Raw genomic sequence first — 19,780 nt, forward strand, 5'->3', positions numbered from 1 at the left:
CGCCCATAATGCCCTAAATGACTTCCGTGCGGAATGCCTGCCGATGGCATTATGAAAGGAAAATGACGATGGACCAGACACAGCGCAGCCCGGGAGGCTGTGGTGGCCTGACCCCGGAACAGGTGCATGTCCTGCGTGAACACGGGACCGAACGGCCGGGTTCCAGCCCGCTGAACGATGAAAAACGTCCCGGTGAATATCGCTGTGCGGGATGTGGTGCGCCGCTTTTTTCCTCAACGGCCAAGTATGACAGCGGCAGCGGCTGGCCCTCCTTTATGCAGTCATTGCCCGGCGCGGTTGCAACGACCACCGACACCAGCCATGGCATGACCCGGACAGAGGTTCATTGCGCGCGGTGCAATGGCCATCTGGGCCATGTCTTTCCCGACGGGCCGCCGCCCACCGGGCTGCGTTACTGCATGAACGGCATCGTACTGCAATTCGTTGCGCGTGATGGTGGGGTGGGGGCATGACGGATTTCGCACATGATCCCGGAATCGTAATCGTCACGCACCCGCTGGCGCAGCACAAGCTGACGCTGATGCGTGACGTACGGACTTCTACGGGGGAGTTCCGCACCCTGGCGCGCGAACTCAGCGTCCTGCTGGGGTATGAGGCGATGCGCGACCTGCCGCTGGAGGACGTGGAAATCGAAACCCCGCTGGAGCGCATGCAGGCACCCCGCCTTGCGGGCAAGAAACTCTGTCTTGTCTCCATCCTGCGGGCGGGGAACGGGATACTGGATGGGATGCTCGACCTCGTGCCATCGGCGCGTATCGGTCATATCGGCCTGTTCCGCGATCCCGATACGCTGGAGCCGGTGGAATATTACCTCAAGCTGCCTGATGATATCGGGCGGCGTGTCTGCATCGTGGTCGACCCGATGCTGGCGACGGGCCATAGTGCCGCCGCCGCCATTGCGCGCCTGAAACAGGCGGGGGCGGATACGATCGTGTTTGTCTGCCTGCTTGCCGCACCACAGGGTATCGCCTGCCTGCGCGCGGCACATCCCGATGTGCGGATCGTCACATGCGCAATCGACCGCGAACTTGACGATCATGGCTATATCCGGCCGGGCCTGGGGGATGCAGGGGATCGCCTGTTCGGTACGAAATAAGAAACGATGCCCGGCCCCTGTTCCAACATAACCTGTCCCGACATGACAGGAGGGGGCTGGCGCATTGGGCGGCTGTCAAAAAGTCTCTGCAAACCGTTTGAAAGACCCCGTTGATAAATAATAGAAAAAGATTTCTGGTGTTGCCTTTCAATCGAAAAAGGCAATGTCTTTCGAAGCTTTTTGGAAAAAAGCTTCACCAAAAACTTTTATGGTTTCGATATTTTATAGGACTTACCTTTTCAAATAGTCTCAAAGCTGCACCGACATTTTTATTGGCCTGAGAGATTGTTTGAAAACAACGCATTGCTAAAAAAGAAAAGTTTTTGGGTGCCGCCTTTTTTCAAAAAGGCGGCGTCTTCTGAAGCTTTTACGAAAAAACTCACAAAAAACCTTTATAATTTCAGGATGTCATTGATCCTGACTTTTTAAACAACCTCGTATGGGGGGCTGGGCCTGCTGTTTCAAAAAAAATGCCGCCCTTGCCAAGGTGGCGGGGCGGCATTCAAAAAAACCTTGGTCTGTTCGCAATCGTTCAGGCGCGACGCACGATATAGGTTTTTGATAATTCGGCTTCCAGAGCGCGGGAATGTTCGGGGTCGCGGGCCTCGATCATGACCTCCAGTTCGGCCGCCTGCACGCTTGGCGTCGTGAACAGGCGCTGGTGCGAGACCTCGATGATGTTGCCGCCCGCATCACCAATCCTGCGCGAAATATCGGCCAGCACGCCCGGACGGTCGGGAATCTCCATTTTCAGGCACAAAAGCCGCCCATCGCGCAGGAGAGAGCGCAGCAATGTGTTGGCAAGGATGCGGCTGTCGATATTGCCACCCGTGATCGGCAGCGCGACCCGCTTGCCCCGGAACAGTTCGGGATAGGTCAGCACGGCGGCCAGCGCGGTGGCGCCCGCGCCCTCGCTCACCTGCTTGGCGCCTTCGGCCATCAGGGTGATCGCGGTTTCAATTGCGCTTTCCCGGACCGTCAACACGGTGGAAACGTGTTCGCGCAACACCTCCAGCGGTTGCCGCCCGACCTTGAGCACCGCTATCCCCTCGGCAATGGTCGGGCCACCGGGGGGAAGCACCTCATCGCCGGGAAAGCCGGAGAGCGAGGAATAATTTTCCACCTGCACGCCGATGATGTCCATGCCCGGACGCAGTGCGCATGCCGTGACCGCACAGCCCGACAGCAGCCCGCCACCGCCGATAGGGCACACGAAGCTTTCAAGTTCGCCGGCATCTTCAAGAAGTTCCAGCGCAAAGGTGCCCTGTCCGGCCATGACCTCCGGGTCGTCATAGGGATGGACGAACACCCGGCCTTCACGTTCGCACAGTTCATTGGCGTGTGCTGTTGCTTCGGCGAAATTGTCGCCATGCAGGACGACACGCGCCCCCCACGCGGCGGTGCGTGTGACCTTGGCCACCGGGGTGAAGCGCGGCATGACGATCACCGCGTCGATCCCCAGCAGGGATGCGTGTCGCGCCACGCCCTGTGCATGGTTTCCGGCGGATACCGTGATCACGCCACGCCTGCGCTCGCTCTCGTCAAGGAGTGCGAGCTTGTTGGCCGCGCCGCGTTCCTTGAAGGAGCCCACGGCCTGCAGGTTGTCGAGTTTGAGCACGATCTCCGCGCCCGTCGCCCGCGAAAGCGCCTGCGACGGAAGGGTCGGGGTGCGCAGGACGCGTCCCTCGATCCGCCGTGCGGCGGCGCGGATATCGTCGAATGTGATCACGTTTTTCGCCTCAGCCGTACGTGACGGCCAGTATTTCATAAGTGCGGTCGCCGCCGGGGGCGGGAACGGACACGGTGTCGCCCACGCTCTTGCCGATCAGTGACTTGGCCAGCGGTGAGGAAACCGAAAGCAGCCCCTGCTTGATGTCGGCTTCATACACGCCAACGATCTGGTACGTCGCTTCCTTGTCGGTTTCCTCGTCCACAAGGTGAACGCGCGCGCCGAATTTCACCTGGTCGCCGGACAGGGATGCCGGGTCGATCACCTCTGCCGAGGAGACGATTTCCTCAAGTTCGAGGATACGGCCTTCGGTAAAGGACTGGCGTTCGCGTGCCGCGTGGTATTCGGCATTTTCCGACAGGTCGCCGTGGCTGCGTGCCTCGGCGATGGCCCGTATGATGGCCGGGCGTTCTTCACTCTTGAGCTTGCGAAGTTCATCTTCGAGCCGTTGCAGGCCTGGGCCTGTCATCGGAAATTTCTGCAAGGTGTATCCCCGGGGGTGAATGTCAGCGTTAGAGGCTGACGGATGGTGTGGTCATGGCGGACGCCCGCATGAAACGACCCCCGCCACCCGCACGGCCGTGGGCCGACGGGATGGCAGGGGCATGCATGGCGTTCAGTACGATCCTTTAAAATAGGATTGAAGTGGCGCGACTTCAAGAACTCCATCACGCATCGCGGCAATCGCATAGGTTGCGGCCCGTGCGCCCGCGATGGTGGTGTAATGCGGGATGCCATGCGTCAGGGCGGAACGGCGGATGTCAAAGCTGTCGGCCACCGCCTGCGCGCCCTGTGCGGTGTTGATGACCATCTGGATTTCGCCCGAACGGATCGCATCGACGCAGTTGGGACGTCCCTCCAGCACCTTGTTGATCACGCGCACCTCCACCCCGGCTTCGCGCAGGCATTGGGCGGTGCCGCGTGTCGCGACCACATTGAACCCCATATCCGCCAGGCGACGGCCCAGCGATTTGACGGCGGCCTTGTCACTGTCGCGCACCGACACGAACACTTCCCCCGACAGGGGCAGGCGCACACCGGCGGCAAGCTGCGACTTGGCGAACGCACGCTCGAAGGAGGCATCAAGGCCCATGACCTCCCCGGTGGAGCGCATTTCCGGCCCGAGGATCGTATCGACATCAGGGAAACGGTTGAACGGGAACACCGCTTCCTTCACCGCGACATGCGGGGCCACCGCCTGGTCATCAAGGCGGAATTCCGACAGGCGGGCACCCGCCATGACGCGCGCGCCGATCTTGGCGACGGGCACGCCCGTGGCCTTGGCGACGAATGGCACGGTGCGCGACGCGCGGGGATTGACCTCCAGCACGAAGATGTCGTGGCCCTTGATCGCGTACTGCACGTTCATCAGCCCGACAATGCCCAGTTCGCGTGCCATGGCCTCCGTCTGTGCCTTCAGTTCGGTGACGATGGCGGGCGACAGGGTATAGGGCGGCAGCGAACACGCACTGTCACCCGAATGGATGCCTGCTTCCTCGATATGTTCCATCACACCGGCGACATAGACATCGGTGCCATCGGCGATGCAGTCCACATCGGCCTCGATCGCGTCATTGAGGTAACGGTCGATCAGGACCGGCCCGGACGCCACGTCATGCCCCGCAAGCTGGAGGGCGACGCGCATGTAGCGTTGCAGGCTGGCGCGGTCATGCACGATTTCCATCGCCCGTCCGCCAAGCACGTAGGAGGGGCGTACCACGACGGGGTACCCGATCCGGTCAGCCACGTCCTCGGCCTCGGTCGGGGAGCGCGCTATGCCGTTTTCGGGCTGGCGCAGGCCAACCTTGTGCAGCATCGCCTGGAAACGTTCGCGGTCCTCCGCCCTGTCGATCGCATCAGCAGGCGTGCCAAGCAGCGCGATGCCCGCCATCTCCAGCGCATGCGACAGCTTCAGCGGCGTCTGGCCACCATATTGCACGATGCAGCCCAGGACCGTGCCATTTTCCTGTTCGCGACGGATCAGGGCAATCACGTCCTCGGCCGTCAGGGGTTCGAAATACAGCCGGTCGGACGTGTCGTAATCGGTGGATACGGTTTCGGGGTTACAGTTGACCATGATGGTCTCGAACCCTGCTTCGCGCAGGGCATAGGCCGCATGCACACAGCAATAATCGAATTCGATCCCCTGTCCGATGCGGTTGGGGCCACCGCCAAGGATGACGATCTTGCGGCGGTCGGTCGGGTCGCTTTCGCATTCAGGCGTGCCAAAGCCCCCTTCGTATGTGGAATACATATACGGCGTGGGGGACGCGAACTCGCCCGCGCAGGTGTCGATCCGCTTGTAAACCGGATTTACGCCCAGGCGCGTGCGCAGTTCGAGGATTTCTGCCGCTGACGTGCCCGACAGCCGACCGAGCTGCACGTCAGAGAAACCAAGGCTTTTAAGCGCACGCATCCGGTCCGCGTCACGCGGCAGGCCGTCACGCACGACGGCATGTTCGGCTGCGATGATTTTTTGCAGTTCACGCAGGAACCATGGTTCGAACTTGCAGGCATCGTGGATGTCTTCGACACTCAGGCCCGCGCGCAGGGCCTGCGCCGCCATCAGGATGCGTTCGGGGCGCGGCTGCGACAGGGCGGCGCGGAAAGCGTCCGGCCCGCCATCGCCCGGCGCGTCCACGGGGTCGAGGCCGGCAAGCCCGATTTCCATCGAACGCAGGCCCTTTTGCATCGCTTCGGGGAAGGAGCGGCCAATGGCCATCGCCTCGCCCACGGACTTCATGCTTGTGGACAGCAGGGCCGGGGTGCCGGGGAATTTTTCGAACGTGAAACGGGGGATCTTGACGACGACGTAATCAATCGTCGGCTCGAACGAGGCCGGGGTGCTGCCGCCGGTGATATCGTTGGCAAGTTCGTCGAGCGTATAGCCCACCGCAAGCTTCGCCGCGATCTTGGCGATGGGGAAGCCCGTTGCCTTGGACGCCAGCGCGGAAGAGCGCGAGACGCGGGGGTTCATTTCGATCACGACCATGCGGCCATCGGCGGGATTGATGCCGAACTGCACGTTCGACCCGCCGGTTTCCACCCCGATCTTGCGCAGGCACGCCAGCGAAGCGTCGCGCATGCGCTGATATTCCTTGTCCGTCAGCGTCAGCGCCGGGGCCACGGTGATGGAATCGCCCGTATGCACGCCCATCGGGTCGATATTTTCGATGGAGCAGATGATGATGCAGTTGTCGGCCGTGTCGCGCACGACCTCCATCTCGTATTCTTTCCAGCCGAGGACGGATTCCTCGATCAGCACCTCGGTCGTGGGGGACGCATCAAGGCCGGAGGTAACGATGCGGTCGAATTCCTCGCGGTTATAGGCGATGCCCCCGCCCGAACCGCCCATGGTAAAGGACGGGCGGATGACCGACGGCAGGCCCACCTGCTTCAGGGCTTCACGCGCTTCGGCCAGGGTATGGGCGATGACGCTGCGTGGGCTTTCGATGCCGATGGCGTCCATGGCCTCGCGGAATTTCTGCCGGTCCTCGGCACGGTCGATCACCTCGGCATTCGCGCCGATCAGCTCGACATTATGCGTCTTGAGGAAGCCTGACTTGTCGAGCGCCATGGCAGTGTTCAGCGCGGTCTGCCCGCCCATGGTCGGCAATATGGCGTCGGGCTTTTCACGCGCGATGATGCGTTCGACGAATTCCGGGGTGATCGGTTCGATATAGGTCGCATCCGCAAGGCCCGGGTCGGTCATGATCGTCGCCGGGTTGGAATTGACGAGGATGACGCGATAACCCTCTTCCTTCAGCGCCTTGCAGGCCTGCGCGCCGGAATAGTCGAATTCGCACGCCTGGCCGATCACGATCGGGCCTGCGCCGATAATCAGGATGGAGCTGATATCTGTCCGTTTGGGCATGTCGATACGGCTTTCAGGCGGTGTGGGAAAGGGAGTCGATCAGGGCGACGAAACGGTCGAACAGGTAACGGCTGTCCGATGGGCCAGGGCTGGATTCGGGATGGTACTGCACCGAAAACGCGGGATGGCGGTCGGAGGCGATACCTTCGTTCGATCCATCGAACAGGCTGATATGCGTTGCGCGCACGCCCCCGGGCAGGGATTTGTCATCGACCGCGAAACCGTGGTTCTGGCTGGTGATTTCCACCTTGCCCGTCGCGAGGTCCTTGACGGGCTGGTTTGCGCCGCGATGCCCACGCTCCAGCTTATAGGTCTTTGCCCCCAGCGTCAGGGCAAGCAGCTGATGACCAAGGCAGATGCCGAACACCGGCTTGCCCGCGTCAAGCACGCCGCGGATTGCCGGGACGGCATAGGACGCGGTGGCCGCCGGGTCGCCCGGGCCATTGGACAGGAACACCCCCGCCGGGTCGTGCGACAGGATATCTTCGGCCGTGGCGGTGGCGGGCACGACGATGACCTCGCACCCGGCAGAGGTCAGGCAGCGCAGGATGTTGCGCTTTGCCCCGTAATCGACGGCGACGACGCGGCGGCGCTTTGCGGGCAGGGGCGTGGTGCCGTGCGGCCACTGCCATACACCTTCGTCCCAGGCATAGGCCTGCGTGCAGGTGACTTCGCGGGCCAGGTCCATGCCCTCCAGCCCCGGCCATGCGCGGGCCTGGGCCTGCAGGGCGGCAATGTCGATGTTGCCGTCGGCGGGATAGGCGACGATGGCCGTTTGCGGGCCGCCATCACGGATGCGGCGTGTGATCGCGCGGGTGTCGATGCCGCAGATGCCCGGGATGGCGCGTGCCTTCAGCCAGGCATCAAGCGATTCCGCCGAACGCCAGTTCGCAGGCGCGGTCAGGTCTTCCTTGACCACCAGGGCGCGCGCGGCGATGCGCGCGGCCTCGTCATCTTCGGGCGTGGTGCCGACATTGCCGATATGGGGGAAGGTGAAGGTGATGACCTGCCCCGCAAAGGACGGGTCCGTCAGGGTTTCCTGATAGCCCGTCATGCCGGTGGAGAAGCAGATTTCCCCGATTGCGGACGCGGCTTCGCCATGCGCGCCAAAGCCGCGTCCCCACAGGACGGTGCCATCGGCCAGGATCAGGGCGGCGGTCGCGGCGGGGGGGCGCTCGGCCGGGATGGTCGGGGAGGGCGCGGTCATGGGGGGCTCCGGTCTGTCGGATTCTGTGGCGGGTTGCAGGTCGGACAGGGACAGCCCGGTTTCACGCAGCACAACGGTCCAGTGCTTTGGCGGGATGGCGCGGGCCTGTCGCCATTTGCGCACGGCCTCGGTGCTGACGCCCGTCAGGCGCGCAGCCTGTTCGGGGCCACCAAGGCGTTTTATGATATCTTCTATTGGCATCGGCATCTGGATGATTGTCCCTTCCGGGTCTATTCCCTATCAGCGGACGAAGGGGATGGGAAGAAAATTCCGCCCCATTTCGTTCTGAAGGGAGTGGGAAAAACATTCCCGCAAGGGGCGGCTGTTCCCGTGTCCCCCATCATCAACAGGAGTTTGAACAATGTCCTTGCGCGCACGTTTCACCGAAGACCTCAAGACCGCCATGAAGGCAGGGCAGAGCGAACGTGTCGGCACGATCCGCATGATTACGGCAAAGCTGAAAGACCTCGATATCGCAGGGCGTGCGAAAGGCGAAGACCAGGTAAGCGATGATGCCGTGATCGGCGCATTGCGGGGCATGGTCAAGTCACGCACGGAATCCGTGGCGATGTACCTGCAGGGCGGTCGCCCCGAGCTTGCGGAAAAGGAAGAGGCGGAAATCGCGCTGATCCGTACCTATCTGCCCGCCGACCTTGACGAAGCGACGATCGAGGCGGCCGCGCGTGAGGCGATCGAACGCACGGATGCGACCTCCATGAAGGATATGGGCCGTGTCATGGCGGCGCTGAAGACGCAGTTCGGCAGTGCGCTTGATGCCGCGATCGCAAGTTCGGTGGTCAAGTCTGTGCTGTCCGCACGCTGAAGGCATAGCCATCCATGGCGTTCGACCCCGCGTTCCTTGATGAACTGCGTGCGCGCACCCCGATCACATCGGTGATCGGGCGGCGCACGAAGCTCGTGCGTTCGGGCCGGAACTGGAAGGCATGCTGCCCCTTCCACGGGGAAAAGACGCCATCATTCTATGTCTATGACGATCATTTCCACTGCTTCGGCTGTGGGGTGCATGGCGATGTGATCTCCTTTGTCATGCAAAGCGAGGGCCGTTCCTTCCCTGAGGCGGTGGAGGAACTTGCCACCGCGGCCGGGCTGGAGATGCCGCGCATGGATCGCACCCAGCGCGAGGCCCAGCGCGAGGCGCGCACGCTGGGTGACGTGCTGGAGGCGGTGCAGCAGGCCTGGCGGTTGCGCCTGCACCGGAACGAGGGACGCGAGGGGCTGGCCTATCTGCGTGGTCGTGGCCTGACGGACGAGACGATTGCGGCGTTTGGCCTGGGCTGGTCCGGTGACGGGCGCGGGGGGCTGGTGGCGGAGCTTGCGGCGCAGGACATCACGGCGCCCCTGCTGGCGCAGGCAGGCCTGATGCGCGTGGATGAACATGGGCAGCCGAAAGGCGAGCTGTTCTTCAACCGCGTGACGTTTCCCATCCATGACCGGCGCGGGCGGCTGGTATCCTTTGGCGGGCGTATCCTTGGCGATGGGCAGCCCAAATACCTCAATGGCCCGGAAACCGCGATTTTTTCCAAGCGTCGCGTCCTGTTCGGCCTTGACCGCGCCCGTGCCGCGGTGCGGGCGCCCCGTGGCGGGGGGCATGCGGCCCCGGCCCCCGAACTGCTGGTGGTGGAGGGGTATATGGATGTCATCGCCCTGCACCAGGCGGGCTTTACCGGTGCTGTTGCCCCCCTGGGCACGGCGCTGACGCCGGAGCAGATGGAGGCGCTGTGGCAGGTGTCGTCCGCGCCGGTGCTGTGTTTCGATGGCGATGCCGCAGGGCAGCGCGCAGCGGTGAAGGCGGCGGAAACGGCGCTGCCACTGCTCAATGTCGAACGGACCCTGCGCTTTTGCACCCTGCCGGAGGGGGAAGACCCCGACAGCCTGTTGCGTCAGCGCGGCACGGCGGCGATGGCCGCGCTGGTGGAGGGCGCGCGACCGCTGAGCGAAGTCCTGTTCGGATTGCTGAGCGAGGGCACGCGCGATCCCGGCCCGGAGCAGCGCGCGGCCCTGCGCCAGCGTCTGGTGGAGGCCGCGGGCCTGATCCCGGACAAGTCCCTGGCGTCGGAATACCGTTCCACCCTGCTGGACCGTTTTTTCGCCACCTTCCGCCGTCGTCCCGCCATGTCGGGCCGTGGCGGGCGCGGGCAGGGCGCGGCGCCTGCGGCGCGATCGCTGGCGGGGGTGTTGCCGGTGGCGCCGGACCTTGATGCGCAATCGGTGGCGATGGAGCGCATGCGTATCCTGACCGCCATTCTGCTGCGTCATCCCGAGGTGCTGGAGGAGGTGCAGGACGCATATTGTCGCCTGGACATGCCACCTGAACTGTCGGCGTTACGGGCCGTTATGCTCGACATGCTGGCGGATGGGGATGGCAATGCCGATGCGTCCGCGCTGCTGGAGGCGTTGGGTGCGCGCATAGGGGAGGCGAACCTGTCGGACATGCGCGAACGCGTGCTGTCGTCGCACCCCCTGCCACTGTCGGCGCAGGAACGCGATGATCTGATGGTGATGGATATACGGCAGGAGTGGTGGCATTTTTACGCGCTTTTGAATGTGGAGCGTTTCGCCGCCGATATCCGCCTTGATACCGAGCGGATGAGTACGGGCCCGATTGATGAACGACAGTGGGAAAGCCTGCGTGTCCGGCTGCTGACGCTGGAGTCGCTGCGGCGGGGCGGGGATATTCCCGATACGCAATGAAGAGACGGTGTTTTTGCGGAAATCAGGGCGTGCCCCTTGACTTCGGGGGGTGAATCGACCACCTGCACCTGTCGAAAGAACTGTATGCGATATAATGGCCGTATTCCTGTTTTCGCCGTATGCGCGGTGTAACGGGAACAGCGGACGCGACACTGTTCCCCCGATGTGGGGAGCCTTGATGTTTCCGCCCGGGTCGGGCGGGCCACAGATTTGCTGGGTAGGGATTGATCGGGCATGGCGACAAAGACAGCCGCGGGAACGGATGCAGCTTCGGGTGATCAGGACAACGACACCACCTTGCTGGATACGCAGTCCGGAGCCGTCAAAAGGCTGATCGCGCGTGGCAAGGAACGGGGCTATATCACCTTTGACGAACTGAATGCCGTCCTGCCGCAGGACCAGATGTCGTCCGAACAGATCGAGGACGTCATGGCGGCCCTGTCGGAGATGGGCATGCAGGTTGTCGAAAATGAAGACAACGACAGCGAGTCCGATGACGCCGCGGCCGAGCCCGAAGCCAAGAGCGAGGAGCCTGCCGAGGGCGATAGCGAGGAACCGGCCGCAGGCAACGTCGATAGCGAAAACCTTGGCCGGACCGATGACCCGGTGCGCATGTACCTGCGCGAAATGGGGTCGGTCGAACTCCTCTCCCGCGAGGGGGAGATCGCGATCGCCAAGCGGATCGAGGCCGGGCGCGATGAAATGATTGGCGGCCTGTGCGAAAGCCCGCTGACGTTCCGCGCCATCATCTCGTGGCATGAACGGCTCAAGGCCGGGGAAATGCTGCTGCGTGACATCGTTGACCTTGAGGCGATGCAGTCCGGCAATGCCGGTCCCGGCGAGGAAACGGAAGAAGGCGAGGAGCCCGCGTCCGAGGACAGCTTCGACTCCGCGACCGATAACGAGGAGTCCGAGGAAGGCGAGGGCGAAGGCGAGGGGGCAGGCCTGTCGCTTTCCGCGCTGGAAGAGAAGCTCAAGCCCGAGATCCTGGAACAGTTCGAGGAGGTGGAGGCCCTGTATGCCCGCCTGCACGAACTTCAGGCCACGCGCCTTGAAAAGCTGACATCCGGCGGTGAAATCTCTGCCGAGGCGGAGGCCGCGTATGAGCAGTTGCGCTGCGAACTGGTGGGCAAGGTGCAGCAGGTCCATCTGCATAACACCCGCATCGAGGTGCTGGTGGAGCATCTGAAAGCCATCTTCCAGCGCCTTAACGGGCTGGAAGGGCGGATGTTGCGTCTTGCCGAAAGCACCAAGGTCTCGCGCGAGGATTTCTTGCTGAAATATCGCGGGCGCGAACTTGACCCGGGCTGGGTGGATGTCGTCTCGGCCCTGCCGGGCAAGGCGTGGAAGAACTTTGTCGCCAAGCATATGGAAACGGTCATCCGCCTGCGTGGGCAGGTGGCGGAACTGACGCAGGAGACGGGGTTGCCTGTCGGGGAATTCCGACGCGTCTATGCCACCGTGTCGCGGGGCGAGCGTGATTCCGCGCGGGCCAAGAAGGAAATGATCGAGGCGAACCTGCGCCTGGTGATTTCGATTGCCAAGAAATACACCAATCGCGGGTTGCAGTTCCTTGACCTGATTCAGGAAGGTAATATCGGCCTGATGAAGGCGGTGGATAAATTCGAATATCGCCGTGGCTACAAGTTCTCCACCTATGCGACCTGGTGGATTCGTCAGGCGATCACGCGTTCCATTGCCGATCAGGCGCGCACGATCCGTATTCCGGTCCATATGATCGAGACGATCAACAAGCTGGTGCGTACATCACGCCAGATGCTGCATGAAATCGGGCGCGAGCCTGCACCGGAAGAGCTGGCGGAAAAGCTGGGCATGCCGCTTGAAAAAGTGCGCAAGGTGCTCAAGATCGCCAAGGAGCCCATCTCCCTTGAAACCCCCATCGGGGACGAGGAAGACAGCCACCTTGGTGACTTCATCGAGGATAAGACGGCGGTCATCCCGCTGGATGCGGCGATCCAGACGAACCTGCGTGAAGCGACGACACGGGTGCTGTCCTCCCTGACCCCACGAGAGGAACGTGTCCTGCGCATGCGTTTTGGCATCGGCATGAACACCGACCATACGCTGGAGGAGGTGGGCCAGCAGTTCAATGTGACCCGCGAACGTATCCGCCAGATCGAGGCCAAGGCCCTGCGCAAGCTCAAGCACCCCAGCCGCAGCCGCAAGCTTCGCTCTTTCCTTGACGATAACTGATCGCATCACAGAACGCGACGTGGGGGATGCGATGATGCGGGTGGCGGTGGATGTGACGTTCCTGTGTATGGATCGTCAGCCCCCCGGTCCCGTGCCTGCATTGCCTGATGGTTATGAGATACGGCGGGAGGTTCATCCCGCCGTATCGCTGTACCGCGATCTGTATAACCGCATCGGGCAGGATTACTGCTGGTGGTTGCGGCGTGTGATGGCGGATACCCAGTTGGCGCGGGTACTGGATGACCCGGCGGTGGGTGTCTATATCCTGCGTGAGCATGGGGAGGTTGCCGGGTTCTTCGAACTGGACGGACGGCAATGCCCTGATATCAATCTGGCCTATTTCGGGCTTCTGCCCCAATGGATCGGACGTGGGGTTGGGCTGTCCTTCCTGCATGCGGCCATCCGCACGGCATGGGGACAACGTCCCGCCGCATTGCGGGTCAATACCTGTTCCGCCGACCATCCCCGGGCGCTTCCCAATTATATCCGGGCGGGATTCCGTGTCGTAAGGGTTTTGCGCGAAGTCTGGGACATTCCCGATCATGCCGGCCTGTCTGTGCCCGTAAGCCTGCGGACATAGATCGTCTTCGCCCCGCAGGACAGCCCCTGCGGGGATGGGATGAACAGCAGGGGGGCTGGATCAGATGCGCCAGATAACCAGGTGGCATCATACAGGCTGTTGATAAAGCCCGGCCTGCAAGGACATCAGGGAATGCCGCCCCGCCGATTGCCCGAAAGGTGATGTAATCAGGCTTTGGCTCTTGTTTATCAACAGCTTGCTTTCCAAAAATCATCATAGTTAATGTAATTGGAAAATTATTTTCGCATGGCTGTTGTTATGACATGCTGCACGACCAATATCGCCTGAAGAAAAGGGGATATGGTCGGGTGGAATATAATTTTTCCTATTATTCGTTTTGCGATGTTGACAAGGCAGGTCTGCTGTCGGCGCTTGGTATGCGTGATACAGGCAATGTGGATGCCCACGGACAATTTGACTTTACGATGGCGCAACTGCCGGACCAATGGATCGTCTGCCGCTACAACAATCTTGGCAATCCGCCTGCCGTCATGCGTCAGGCCCTGTCGCTTCATGGGATGCTGATCGCATGCGACGTCCACGAAGGCGAGCATGTCAGTCGCGTGGAATGTTACGAGCAGGGCGAACTGAAATGGTCCATCCTCCATGATGGGGAGGCGGGCGACACGCTTGACCTTCAGGTGGCCGGTATCGTGCCTCCTGAATTCACCGCCTTGCGCAAGGCGGCGTTTTCCGCACAGCAGAAGGCTGACCACGATGGGGTGACGGCCCATTACATGTACTGGCTGCCCCTCGACTTCGCCGCCAGCCTGAGCGGCTATCGCTATGATCGGGAAACGTTTCCGTGGGGCACCCCCAGCTTTACCGAGATCGAACCGGTGGTCCCGGCCGCAACCTGACCTTTTGCCAGTAGGGGATCATGCCCGGCCTCAGGCATAGGCTCCGGCCCGGAGGCGGTTATAAAACGCCTCGATCAGCTGTGCCTGATGTTCTGGGTTGAAACGTTGCATGTCCCAGTGTCCTGGCCCCTGCTGTGTATGCATATGGCGCAGGGCCTGCGTCATGGCGGCGACATCGCCGGGTGGGACAAGTGATGGGGAGGAGGGGTCAAGGATATCCAGCACCCCGCCTGCCGCGGTTGCGATGACAGGCAGGTCTGCCGACATCGCCTCCAGCAGGGCAAGCCCGAAAGCTTCGTGCAGGGAGGGCATGACGAAACCGTCGAGCATGTAAAGGTCGGACGGGAAATCGGTGCGGAAGCCGGGGAAGATGACATGCCCGCCCCCCATGGCCTCCAGCCGTGCGCGCTCTGGCCCGTCGCCAAACAGGATCAGGCGCGCATCGGGCAGTGCCGCCTGCTGAAACGCGCGAAGCAGGATGTCAAACCCCTTCTTCGGGATCATCCTGCCGCCCGCGCCGATCAGGAACGTTGAGTCCCCTATGCCAAATTGCGCGCGCATGCGCTGGCGCTCCGCCGGGGTCGGGCGGGGGCGTGTATGTGTCCAGTTGCCGATGACGGTCCGCGCGCCGCGGAAACTGGGTGGGATTTCGGCTTCCTGCCATCGTGCGATGCAGATCAGCGCGTCACAGCGGTTATAGGCGCGTTTGCGAAAGCGGCTGTGCAGGGTGGCGACAAGGGGGACACGGCGTGGGCGCGGCAGCAGCCCAAGGCGGAAGGTACTCTTGCCAAGGTGGGTATGCACGACATCGGGCCGAAAACTGCCCAGCGTCTTGAGGTAGGAGACACAATACCCGCCATATCCCGCGCGGATCATGCGCACCGGGGCTGCGATATGGGGGGCGATGTCGCTGCCGGTCAGGGGATCGTCGGTCCGGCGGGCGACATGTATGCAGACATCGTGATGACGGGCCTGCATCGCCGCCAGTTCGGTCACGTAACGTTCGGTGCCAGAGAATTCATGGGTCATTATGCAATGCAGTATTCGCAAGATGACTTCCTTTTGGGGTGGTGGGCTGCACGAAGGATGCGCGGGGCATCATGGCGGGGTATTCTGCATGGATAGTTGAAAACACGAACCTGCAGAGGCGAAGAATTCTCAAAAACTGTTTCAAAGTAGTGCATACGCACGCGCGGCATTTGCGGTGTCGTTGCGGGAATATTGGGGGAACCGCGCTTTTTTCCTTGTCTGTGGGTGATGATCGTGCTTCAAGGCGCACCTTCCCTGCCGGGTGCGTGGCATCGTCCCCGGCTATACCCGCGTCATGCGTCAGCATGATGGCGTGACGGACCGTGTCCGTTGCGAAAGGGGTTGAACAGATCCGAAGGGAGTTCCCATGCCATTGTATGAAACCGTGCTGATTGCACGTAATGACGTGTCGCAGCAGCAGGTCGAAACCATCGCCGATGGTATCGCAACCGTGCTGGAAGCTGAATCCGGTTCGATCAAGAAGCGTGAATACTGGGGTCTGCGTACCCTGGCATACCGCATCAAGAAGAACCGCAAGGGGCACTACATGCTCCTCGGCCTCGATGCGACGCCTGCCGCCATCAAGGAAATCGAGCGTCAGCTCAGCCTGAACGAAGACGTCCTGCGCGTGCTGATGCTGCGTGTCGACGAAATCGACGAGGCCCCGTCCGTGATCCTGTCGCGTAAGGGTGACGAGCGTGAGCGCGGGTTCCGTGGTCCGAAGCCTGCCGGTCGTTTCGAAAGCGGTCGCGGTGGTAACGGTGCCCCCCGCCGCAGCTATGACGATCGCGAAGAGTTCCGCGCACGCAACGAGCGTGAAGAACAGCAGCGCAACAATGCCGGCGTCCCCGCCAGCAGCGAAGCGGAGTAAGAGCTGATGTCCGATACAACCGAGATCAATCCCGCCGCCCGTCGCGTGGCCGTGGGTGCGCGTCGTCCGTTTTACCGTCGTCGCAAGTCCTGCCCGTTCTCCGGCCCCAACGCGCCGCAGATCGATTACAAGGACGTGCGCCTGCTGAGCCGCTTCCTGTCCGAGCGTGGCAAGATCGTCCCCAGCCGCATCACGGCAGTGTCCGCCAAGAAGCAGCGCGAACTGGCCCAGGCCATCAAGCGCGCCCGTTTCCTGGCCCTGCTGCCCTATATCGTAAGCTGAGGGAGGCAGAACCATGTCCGCAGTAGAACTCATCCTGCTCCAGCGCGTCGAAAAGCTGGGCCAGATGGGCGAGATCGTCACGGTGAAGCCGGGTTATGCCCGTAACTTCCTCCTGCCGCAGGGCAAGGCGATCCGCGCCAACGCACATAACCGCGAGCGTTTCGAGCGTGAGCGCGTGCAGCTTGAGGCGCAGAACCTCAAGCGTCGTGAGGAGGCCGAGCGCCTGTCCGAGCGTATGCACGGCCTGTCCGTCATCCTGATCCGTCAGGCAGGCGACAGCGGAAGCCTGTATGGCTCCGTCACCACCCGTGACATTGCCGAAGCGACGACGAAGGCTGGCCTGACGATTTCGCGCTCGCAGGTTATCCTGCCGGAGCCGATCAAGCAGCTTGGTGTGTATGAAGTCCGCGTCGCCCTGCATCCCGAAGTGTCGATGCAGGTCAGCGTGAACGTTGCCCGTTCGGAAGAAGAAGCCGAACGTCAGGCACGTGGTGAGGACATCGGCGCCGAACGCGATGATGATGCCTCCGGCTTTGTCGAGGAAGCGGTCGAAGCCGAAACCGCCCCCGAAGAAGCCGTTGCAGCCGCGACGGAAGAACATCCCGCCGCCTGATCTGGCGCGCAGGCCGGTCCATCCTTGTGATGGACCGGATGTTCAGAGGCATGAAGGCCCGGTGGGAATGTCCCACCGGGCCTTCTGTCTTTTCTGGGACTTCTCAGGGGTCTTGGCCTGCCGCCCAAGGATGCCAAAGGGCATGCATTACCCTTTGGGAATCATGGTGTCGGGCTTTTTCCGGAAGCGTCCATCATTCAATTTTTTTGGTGAGGATGTGTTTAAATCTTTGAAAAGTCAGCCTCGATAACATACTGAAATCATAAAGGTTTTTGGTGAAGCTTTTTCCAAAAAGCTTCGAAAGACGCTGCCTTTTTGAAAAAAGGCAGCACCCAAAAACTTTTCTTATTTTGCATCAACGGCCTGTTTTCAAACAGTCTCTGAAAAGAGGGCGCCTCAAAATTTCATTTCTTACCGGCGATCTGTCAGGAGGCCGGGGACAGGCGCTCCAGATGGGCATGGGCCAGCCGGTCGAAGTCGGCAATGTCCAGCGTTTCCGCACGCCGGTTGCCTGCAATGCCCGCAGCCTCCAGCAAGGCTTCCCCCCCGATACCCCGCAGCGCGCCACGCAGCATCTTGCGCCGTTGCCCAAAGGCTGCGGCCGTGACCTGTTCCATGGCGCGGAACAGCGCGGGCGCGGGCTGTTTGGTATGCGGGATCAGGTTCACCACGGCGGACTGCACCTTGGGCGGTGGGGAAAATGCCCCTGGCGGAATGGTCATGACAATGCCACACCGTGCAACCCATTGTGACAGCACCGCCAGTCGCCCGTAATGATCGGAATCCGGGGGGGCACAGATACGCTCTGCCACCTCAAGCTGGAACATCAGCGTCAGGCGTGCCCATTCCGTCGCCTGCCGCAGCCAGCCAACCAGCAGCGGTGTGCCAACGTTATAGGGCAGGTTGGCCACGATCTGGCGGGGGGCAGGGCACAGGGTGGCAAGGTCGCGGCGCATGGCGTCGTCTTCCACCACATGCAGGCGACCCGGATGTGATGCAGCCAGTTCGTTCATGATGACGATGGCGCGGGCATCGACCTCGACCACGCTCACACTCGTGGCGGGTGTATCAAGCAGCGCGCGCGTCAGGCCGCCGGGACCCGGCCCGACCTCCACCACGTTCACATCATCCAGCCTGCCTGCCATGCTGGCGATGCGTGCGGTAATGCCGGGGTCCAGCAGGAAGTGCTGCCCCAACGACTTGCGTGCATCCAGACCGTGGCGTGCGATGACGTCGCGCAGGCTTTCATGCGGGGTGGACAGGCCGGAAACGGAAGATGGCATTGCGACGGCGATCAGGATTTGGACCGCATGTCGATGACCGCGCGACGATGCAGGTCACGGTCAAGCTGCCGGGAGGTCTGTTCCACACGTTCATTGAGCAACTGGTCGGCAATCTCGCTTGGTGTCTGCAGGGCGACGTTACGCTCCTCACGCTTGCAGACCATGATCAGCGCGATCCCGTCCATCGACACCAGCGGATGGCTTGCCTGTCCGGGTTGCAGATGCTCCAGCACTTCGCGCATCTGCGGGTTCAGGCGATCCACACGCAGTTCACCGGGGTCGGTCGGGTGTTTTTCACCGAATTTCTTGTTAAGGGTTTCCATCTCGTCACAGGATTTGACCTTCCCGGCAAGGTCACTGGCCTGCTGCAGGGTCTGCTTCTGCTGGTCGCTCGGGTCCTGCGGATTAAGTGGCTGGTCGAAAGGCAGGAACGCCTGGTGGATGTTCAGGATGGTCGCCATTTCATGACCGACCGTACGGCGGTTGTTGACGGTCGCGATCACGTATCCACCGGCGACGCGGATGGGGTTGGAAATCGCGCCATCGGGCATCTTGCGCGCGACTTCCACCACTTCTGGGTCAAGGCTGTCTTCTTGCGTCCAGCCCAGAAGGCCACCTTCAAGGGCGCTCTGGCTTTGTGAAAACTGGGCGGCCACGATCGGGAACGGCGCGCCCTCACGCAGTTCCTGAATGATGGTTTCGGTGAATTTCAGTTCGGTTTCGGGATGATGGGGGTCTTCGACCGGGACGAAGATCTCGCTGATCATGTATTGCGGCTTGCCGTCCTCGCGCTTCAGCGCGTCGGTGCGCTGCTGGATTTCGGTCGCGGTGATGCGCCCGCGTGATCCCGTTTCCATGCGCAGTACCTGCGACCATCCCACCTGCACGCGGATCTGGTCTATCAGGGTCGTCAGCGAAATGCTGTCCTGTGCAAGGCGGTTGCGCAGGGAGTTTTCGGGCATGCCGTTACGCTGCTCGATCCCGGAAATGGCGGCGGCAATCTGGGCCACGGGCACGTTGATGTGTCGTTCCAGCATCGCCTCCATGCGCAGGCGTTCGTCAATCAGCTGACGCACGATCTGCGGGCGCAGGCGGACCATGACGTCCTTGCTGACATCAAGTCCCGATGACAGCGCGAACAGCCGCCCGCGTGTATCCACGTCGCGTTTCGTCAGGACCGAACCGTTGACGATGGCAACGATCGAATCCTCGGTCTGTGGTCCGGTATCCGCCGCCTCGGCCGTGGCCTTGTGGCGGGCCGCATGGGCGTGGTCGCTGGCGGTGACGGCCATCGCCGCCGACATCAGGCCCGCACCGGCAAGGCGTGCAAGCCTGCGTGCCTGCCGGGCCGGACGACGGGAAGGAGCACTGCCGGGGGTGGCGGAAAACCAACGCATTCAGATCAATCT

The 19,780-nt window shown here is 62.1% G+C and carries 17 protein-coding genes; 10 read left to right on the plus strand and 7 right to left on the minus strand.

The genetic code is table 11. From position 1 onward, the window contains the following. The first annotated feature begins 62 nt into the window (after positions 1-62). Positions 63-473: a peptide-methionine (R)-S-oxide reductase MsrB gene (msrB, locus tag IFJ82_RS05380; RefSeq protein WP_192265823.1), complete on the plus strand. Its 411-nt coding sequence runs from the start codon at positions 63-65 to the stop codon at positions 471-473. Then, a complete protein-coding gene (gene upp, locus IFJ82_RS05385) occupies positions 470-1,117 on the plus strand; it encodes a uracil phosphoribosyltransferase (protein WP_003621011.1) in 648 nt (215 codons plus the stop codon). The genes msrB and upp overlap by 4 nt, the downstream gene beginning before the upstream one ends. A 532-nt stretch (positions 1,118-1,649) precedes the next feature. Here the strand turns inward: upp and IFJ82_RS05390 are convergent. The 4 genes from IFJ82_RS05390 to carA form a co-directional block, all read right to left on the minus strand. Continuing rightward, positions 1,650-2,846 (minus strand): threonine ammonia-lyase, encoded by a 1,197-nt coding sequence (locus tag IFJ82_RS05390; RefSeq protein ID WP_003621010.1) that lies wholly within the window; start codon positions 2,844-2,846, stop codon positions 1,650-1,652. 10 nt (positions 2,847-2,856) lie between these two features. Further along, entirely contained in the window at positions 2,857-3,330 is a 474-nt protein-coding gene (greA, locus tag IFJ82_RS05395) for a transcription elongation factor GreA (RefSeq protein ID WP_003621009.1), read from the minus strand. 132 nt (positions 3,331-3,462) lie between these two features. Beyond that, positions 3,463-6,720 carry a carbamoyl-phosphate synthase large subunit gene (carB, locus tag IFJ82_RS05400; RefSeq protein ID WP_192265827.1) on the minus strand — a complete coding sequence of 1,086 codons (3,258 nt, stop codon included), beginning with the start codon at positions 6,718-6,720 and terminating at the stop codon, positions 3,463-3,465. Between the two features lie 13 nt (positions 6,721-6,733). Then, entirely contained in the window at positions 6,734-8,134 is a 1,401-nt protein-coding gene (gene carA, locus IFJ82_RS05405) for a glutamine-hydrolyzing carbamoyl-phosphate synthase small subunit (protein WP_192265833.1), read from the minus strand. A 154-nt stretch (positions 8,135-8,288) separates the two neighbouring features. Here carA and IFJ82_RS05410 point away from each other — a divergent pair, with 154 nt between their 5' ends. The 5 genes from IFJ82_RS05410 to IFJ82_RS05430 all read left to right on the plus strand — a co-directional run bounded on the left by IFJ82_RS05410 (position 8,289) and on the right by IFJ82_RS05430 (position 14,293). Further along, on the plus strand, positions 8,289-8,750 hold the full coding sequence (locus IFJ82_RS05410; protein ID WP_192265835.1) for a GatB/YqeY domain-containing protein: 462 nt from the start codon (positions 8,289-8,291) through the stop codon (positions 8,748-8,750). Between the two features lie 14 nt (positions 8,751-8,764). Next, complete coding sequence (gene dnaG / locus IFJ82_RS05415) at positions 8,765-10,639, plus strand: DNA primase (protein WP_003621000.1); 1,875 nt, start codon at positions 8,765-8,767, stop codon at positions 10,637-10,639. A gap of 234 nt (positions 10,640-10,873) precedes the next feature. Continuing rightward, complete coding sequence (gene rpoD / locus IFJ82_RS05420; RefSeq protein WP_003620998.1) at positions 10,874-12,853, plus strand: RNA polymerase sigma factor RpoD; 1,980 nt, start codon at positions 10,874-10,876, stop codon at positions 12,851-12,853. Between the two features lie 31 nt (positions 12,854-12,884). Next, on the plus strand, positions 12,885-13,433 hold the full coding sequence (locus tag IFJ82_RS05425; protein ID WP_192266350.1) for a GNAT family N-acetyltransferase: 549 nt from the start codon (positions 12,885-12,887) through the stop codon (positions 13,431-13,433). A gap of 263 nt (positions 13,434-13,696) precedes the next feature. Beyond that, positions 13,697-14,293: a hypothetical protein gene (locus IFJ82_RS05430; protein ID WP_192265837.1), complete on the plus strand. Its 597-nt coding sequence runs from the start codon at positions 13,697-13,699 to the stop codon at positions 14,291-14,293. A 30-nt stretch (positions 14,294-14,323) separates the two neighbouring features. Here the strand turns inward: IFJ82_RS05430 and IFJ82_RS05435 are convergent, their stop codons facing one another. Further along, a complete protein-coding gene (locus IFJ82_RS05435) occupies positions 14,324-15,343 on the minus strand; it encodes a glycosyltransferase (protein ID WP_192265839.1) in 1,020 nt (339 codons plus the stop codon). Positions 15,344-15,689: 346 nt separating this feature from the next. On the opposite strand from IFJ82_RS05435, the gene rpsF reads away from it, so the two are divergent. Genes rpsF through rplI form a run of 3 tightly spaced genes read left to right on the plus strand, consistent with a single transcriptional unit; the run spans position 15,690 to position 17,088 of the window. Then, positions 15,690-16,193, plus strand: a complete 504-nt coding sequence (gene rpsF, locus IFJ82_RS05440; protein WP_003620990.1) for a 30S ribosomal protein S6 — start codon at positions 15,690-15,692, stop codon at positions 16,191-16,193. A 6-nt stretch (positions 16,194-16,199) separates the two neighbouring features. Then, positions 16,200-16,475: a 30S ribosomal protein S18 gene (rpsR, locus tag IFJ82_RS05445; RefSeq protein ID WP_003620989.1), complete on the plus strand. Its 276-nt coding sequence runs from the start codon at positions 16,200-16,202 to the stop codon at positions 16,473-16,475. A gap of 13 nt (positions 16,476-16,488) precedes the next feature. Next, the gene (rplI, locus tag IFJ82_RS05450; RefSeq protein ID WP_003620987.1) at positions 16,489-17,088 is read left to right on the plus strand and encodes a 50S ribosomal protein L9; all 600 of its coding nucleotides are present in this window, start codon (positions 16,489-16,491) and stop codon (positions 17,086-17,088) included. 425 nt (positions 17,089-17,513) lie between these two features. Here rplI and rsmA read toward each other — a convergent pair whose 3' ends face one another. Together rsmA and IFJ82_RS05460 are read right to left on the minus strand one after the other, a co-directional pair. After that, on the minus strand, positions 17,514-18,371 hold the full coding sequence (gene rsmA / locus IFJ82_RS05455; protein WP_003620985.1) for a 16S rRNA (adenine(1518)-N(6)/adenine(1519)-N(6))-dimethyltransferase RsmA: 858 nt from the start codon (positions 18,369-18,371) through the stop codon (positions 17,514-17,516). Between the two features lie 11 nt (positions 18,372-18,382). After that, positions 18,383-19,768 (minus strand): peptidylprolyl isomerase, encoded by a 1,386-nt coding sequence (locus tag IFJ82_RS05460; RefSeq protein WP_003620983.1) that lies wholly within the window; start codon positions 19,766-19,768, stop codon positions 18,383-18,385. Positions 19,769-19,780: the final 12 nt, after the last annotated feature.

Source organism: Novacetimonas hansenii (assembly GCF_014843995.1).
Classification (GTDB): Bacteria; Pseudomonadota; Alphaproteobacteria; order Acetobacterales; family Acetobacteraceae; genus Novacetimonas; species Novacetimonas hansenii.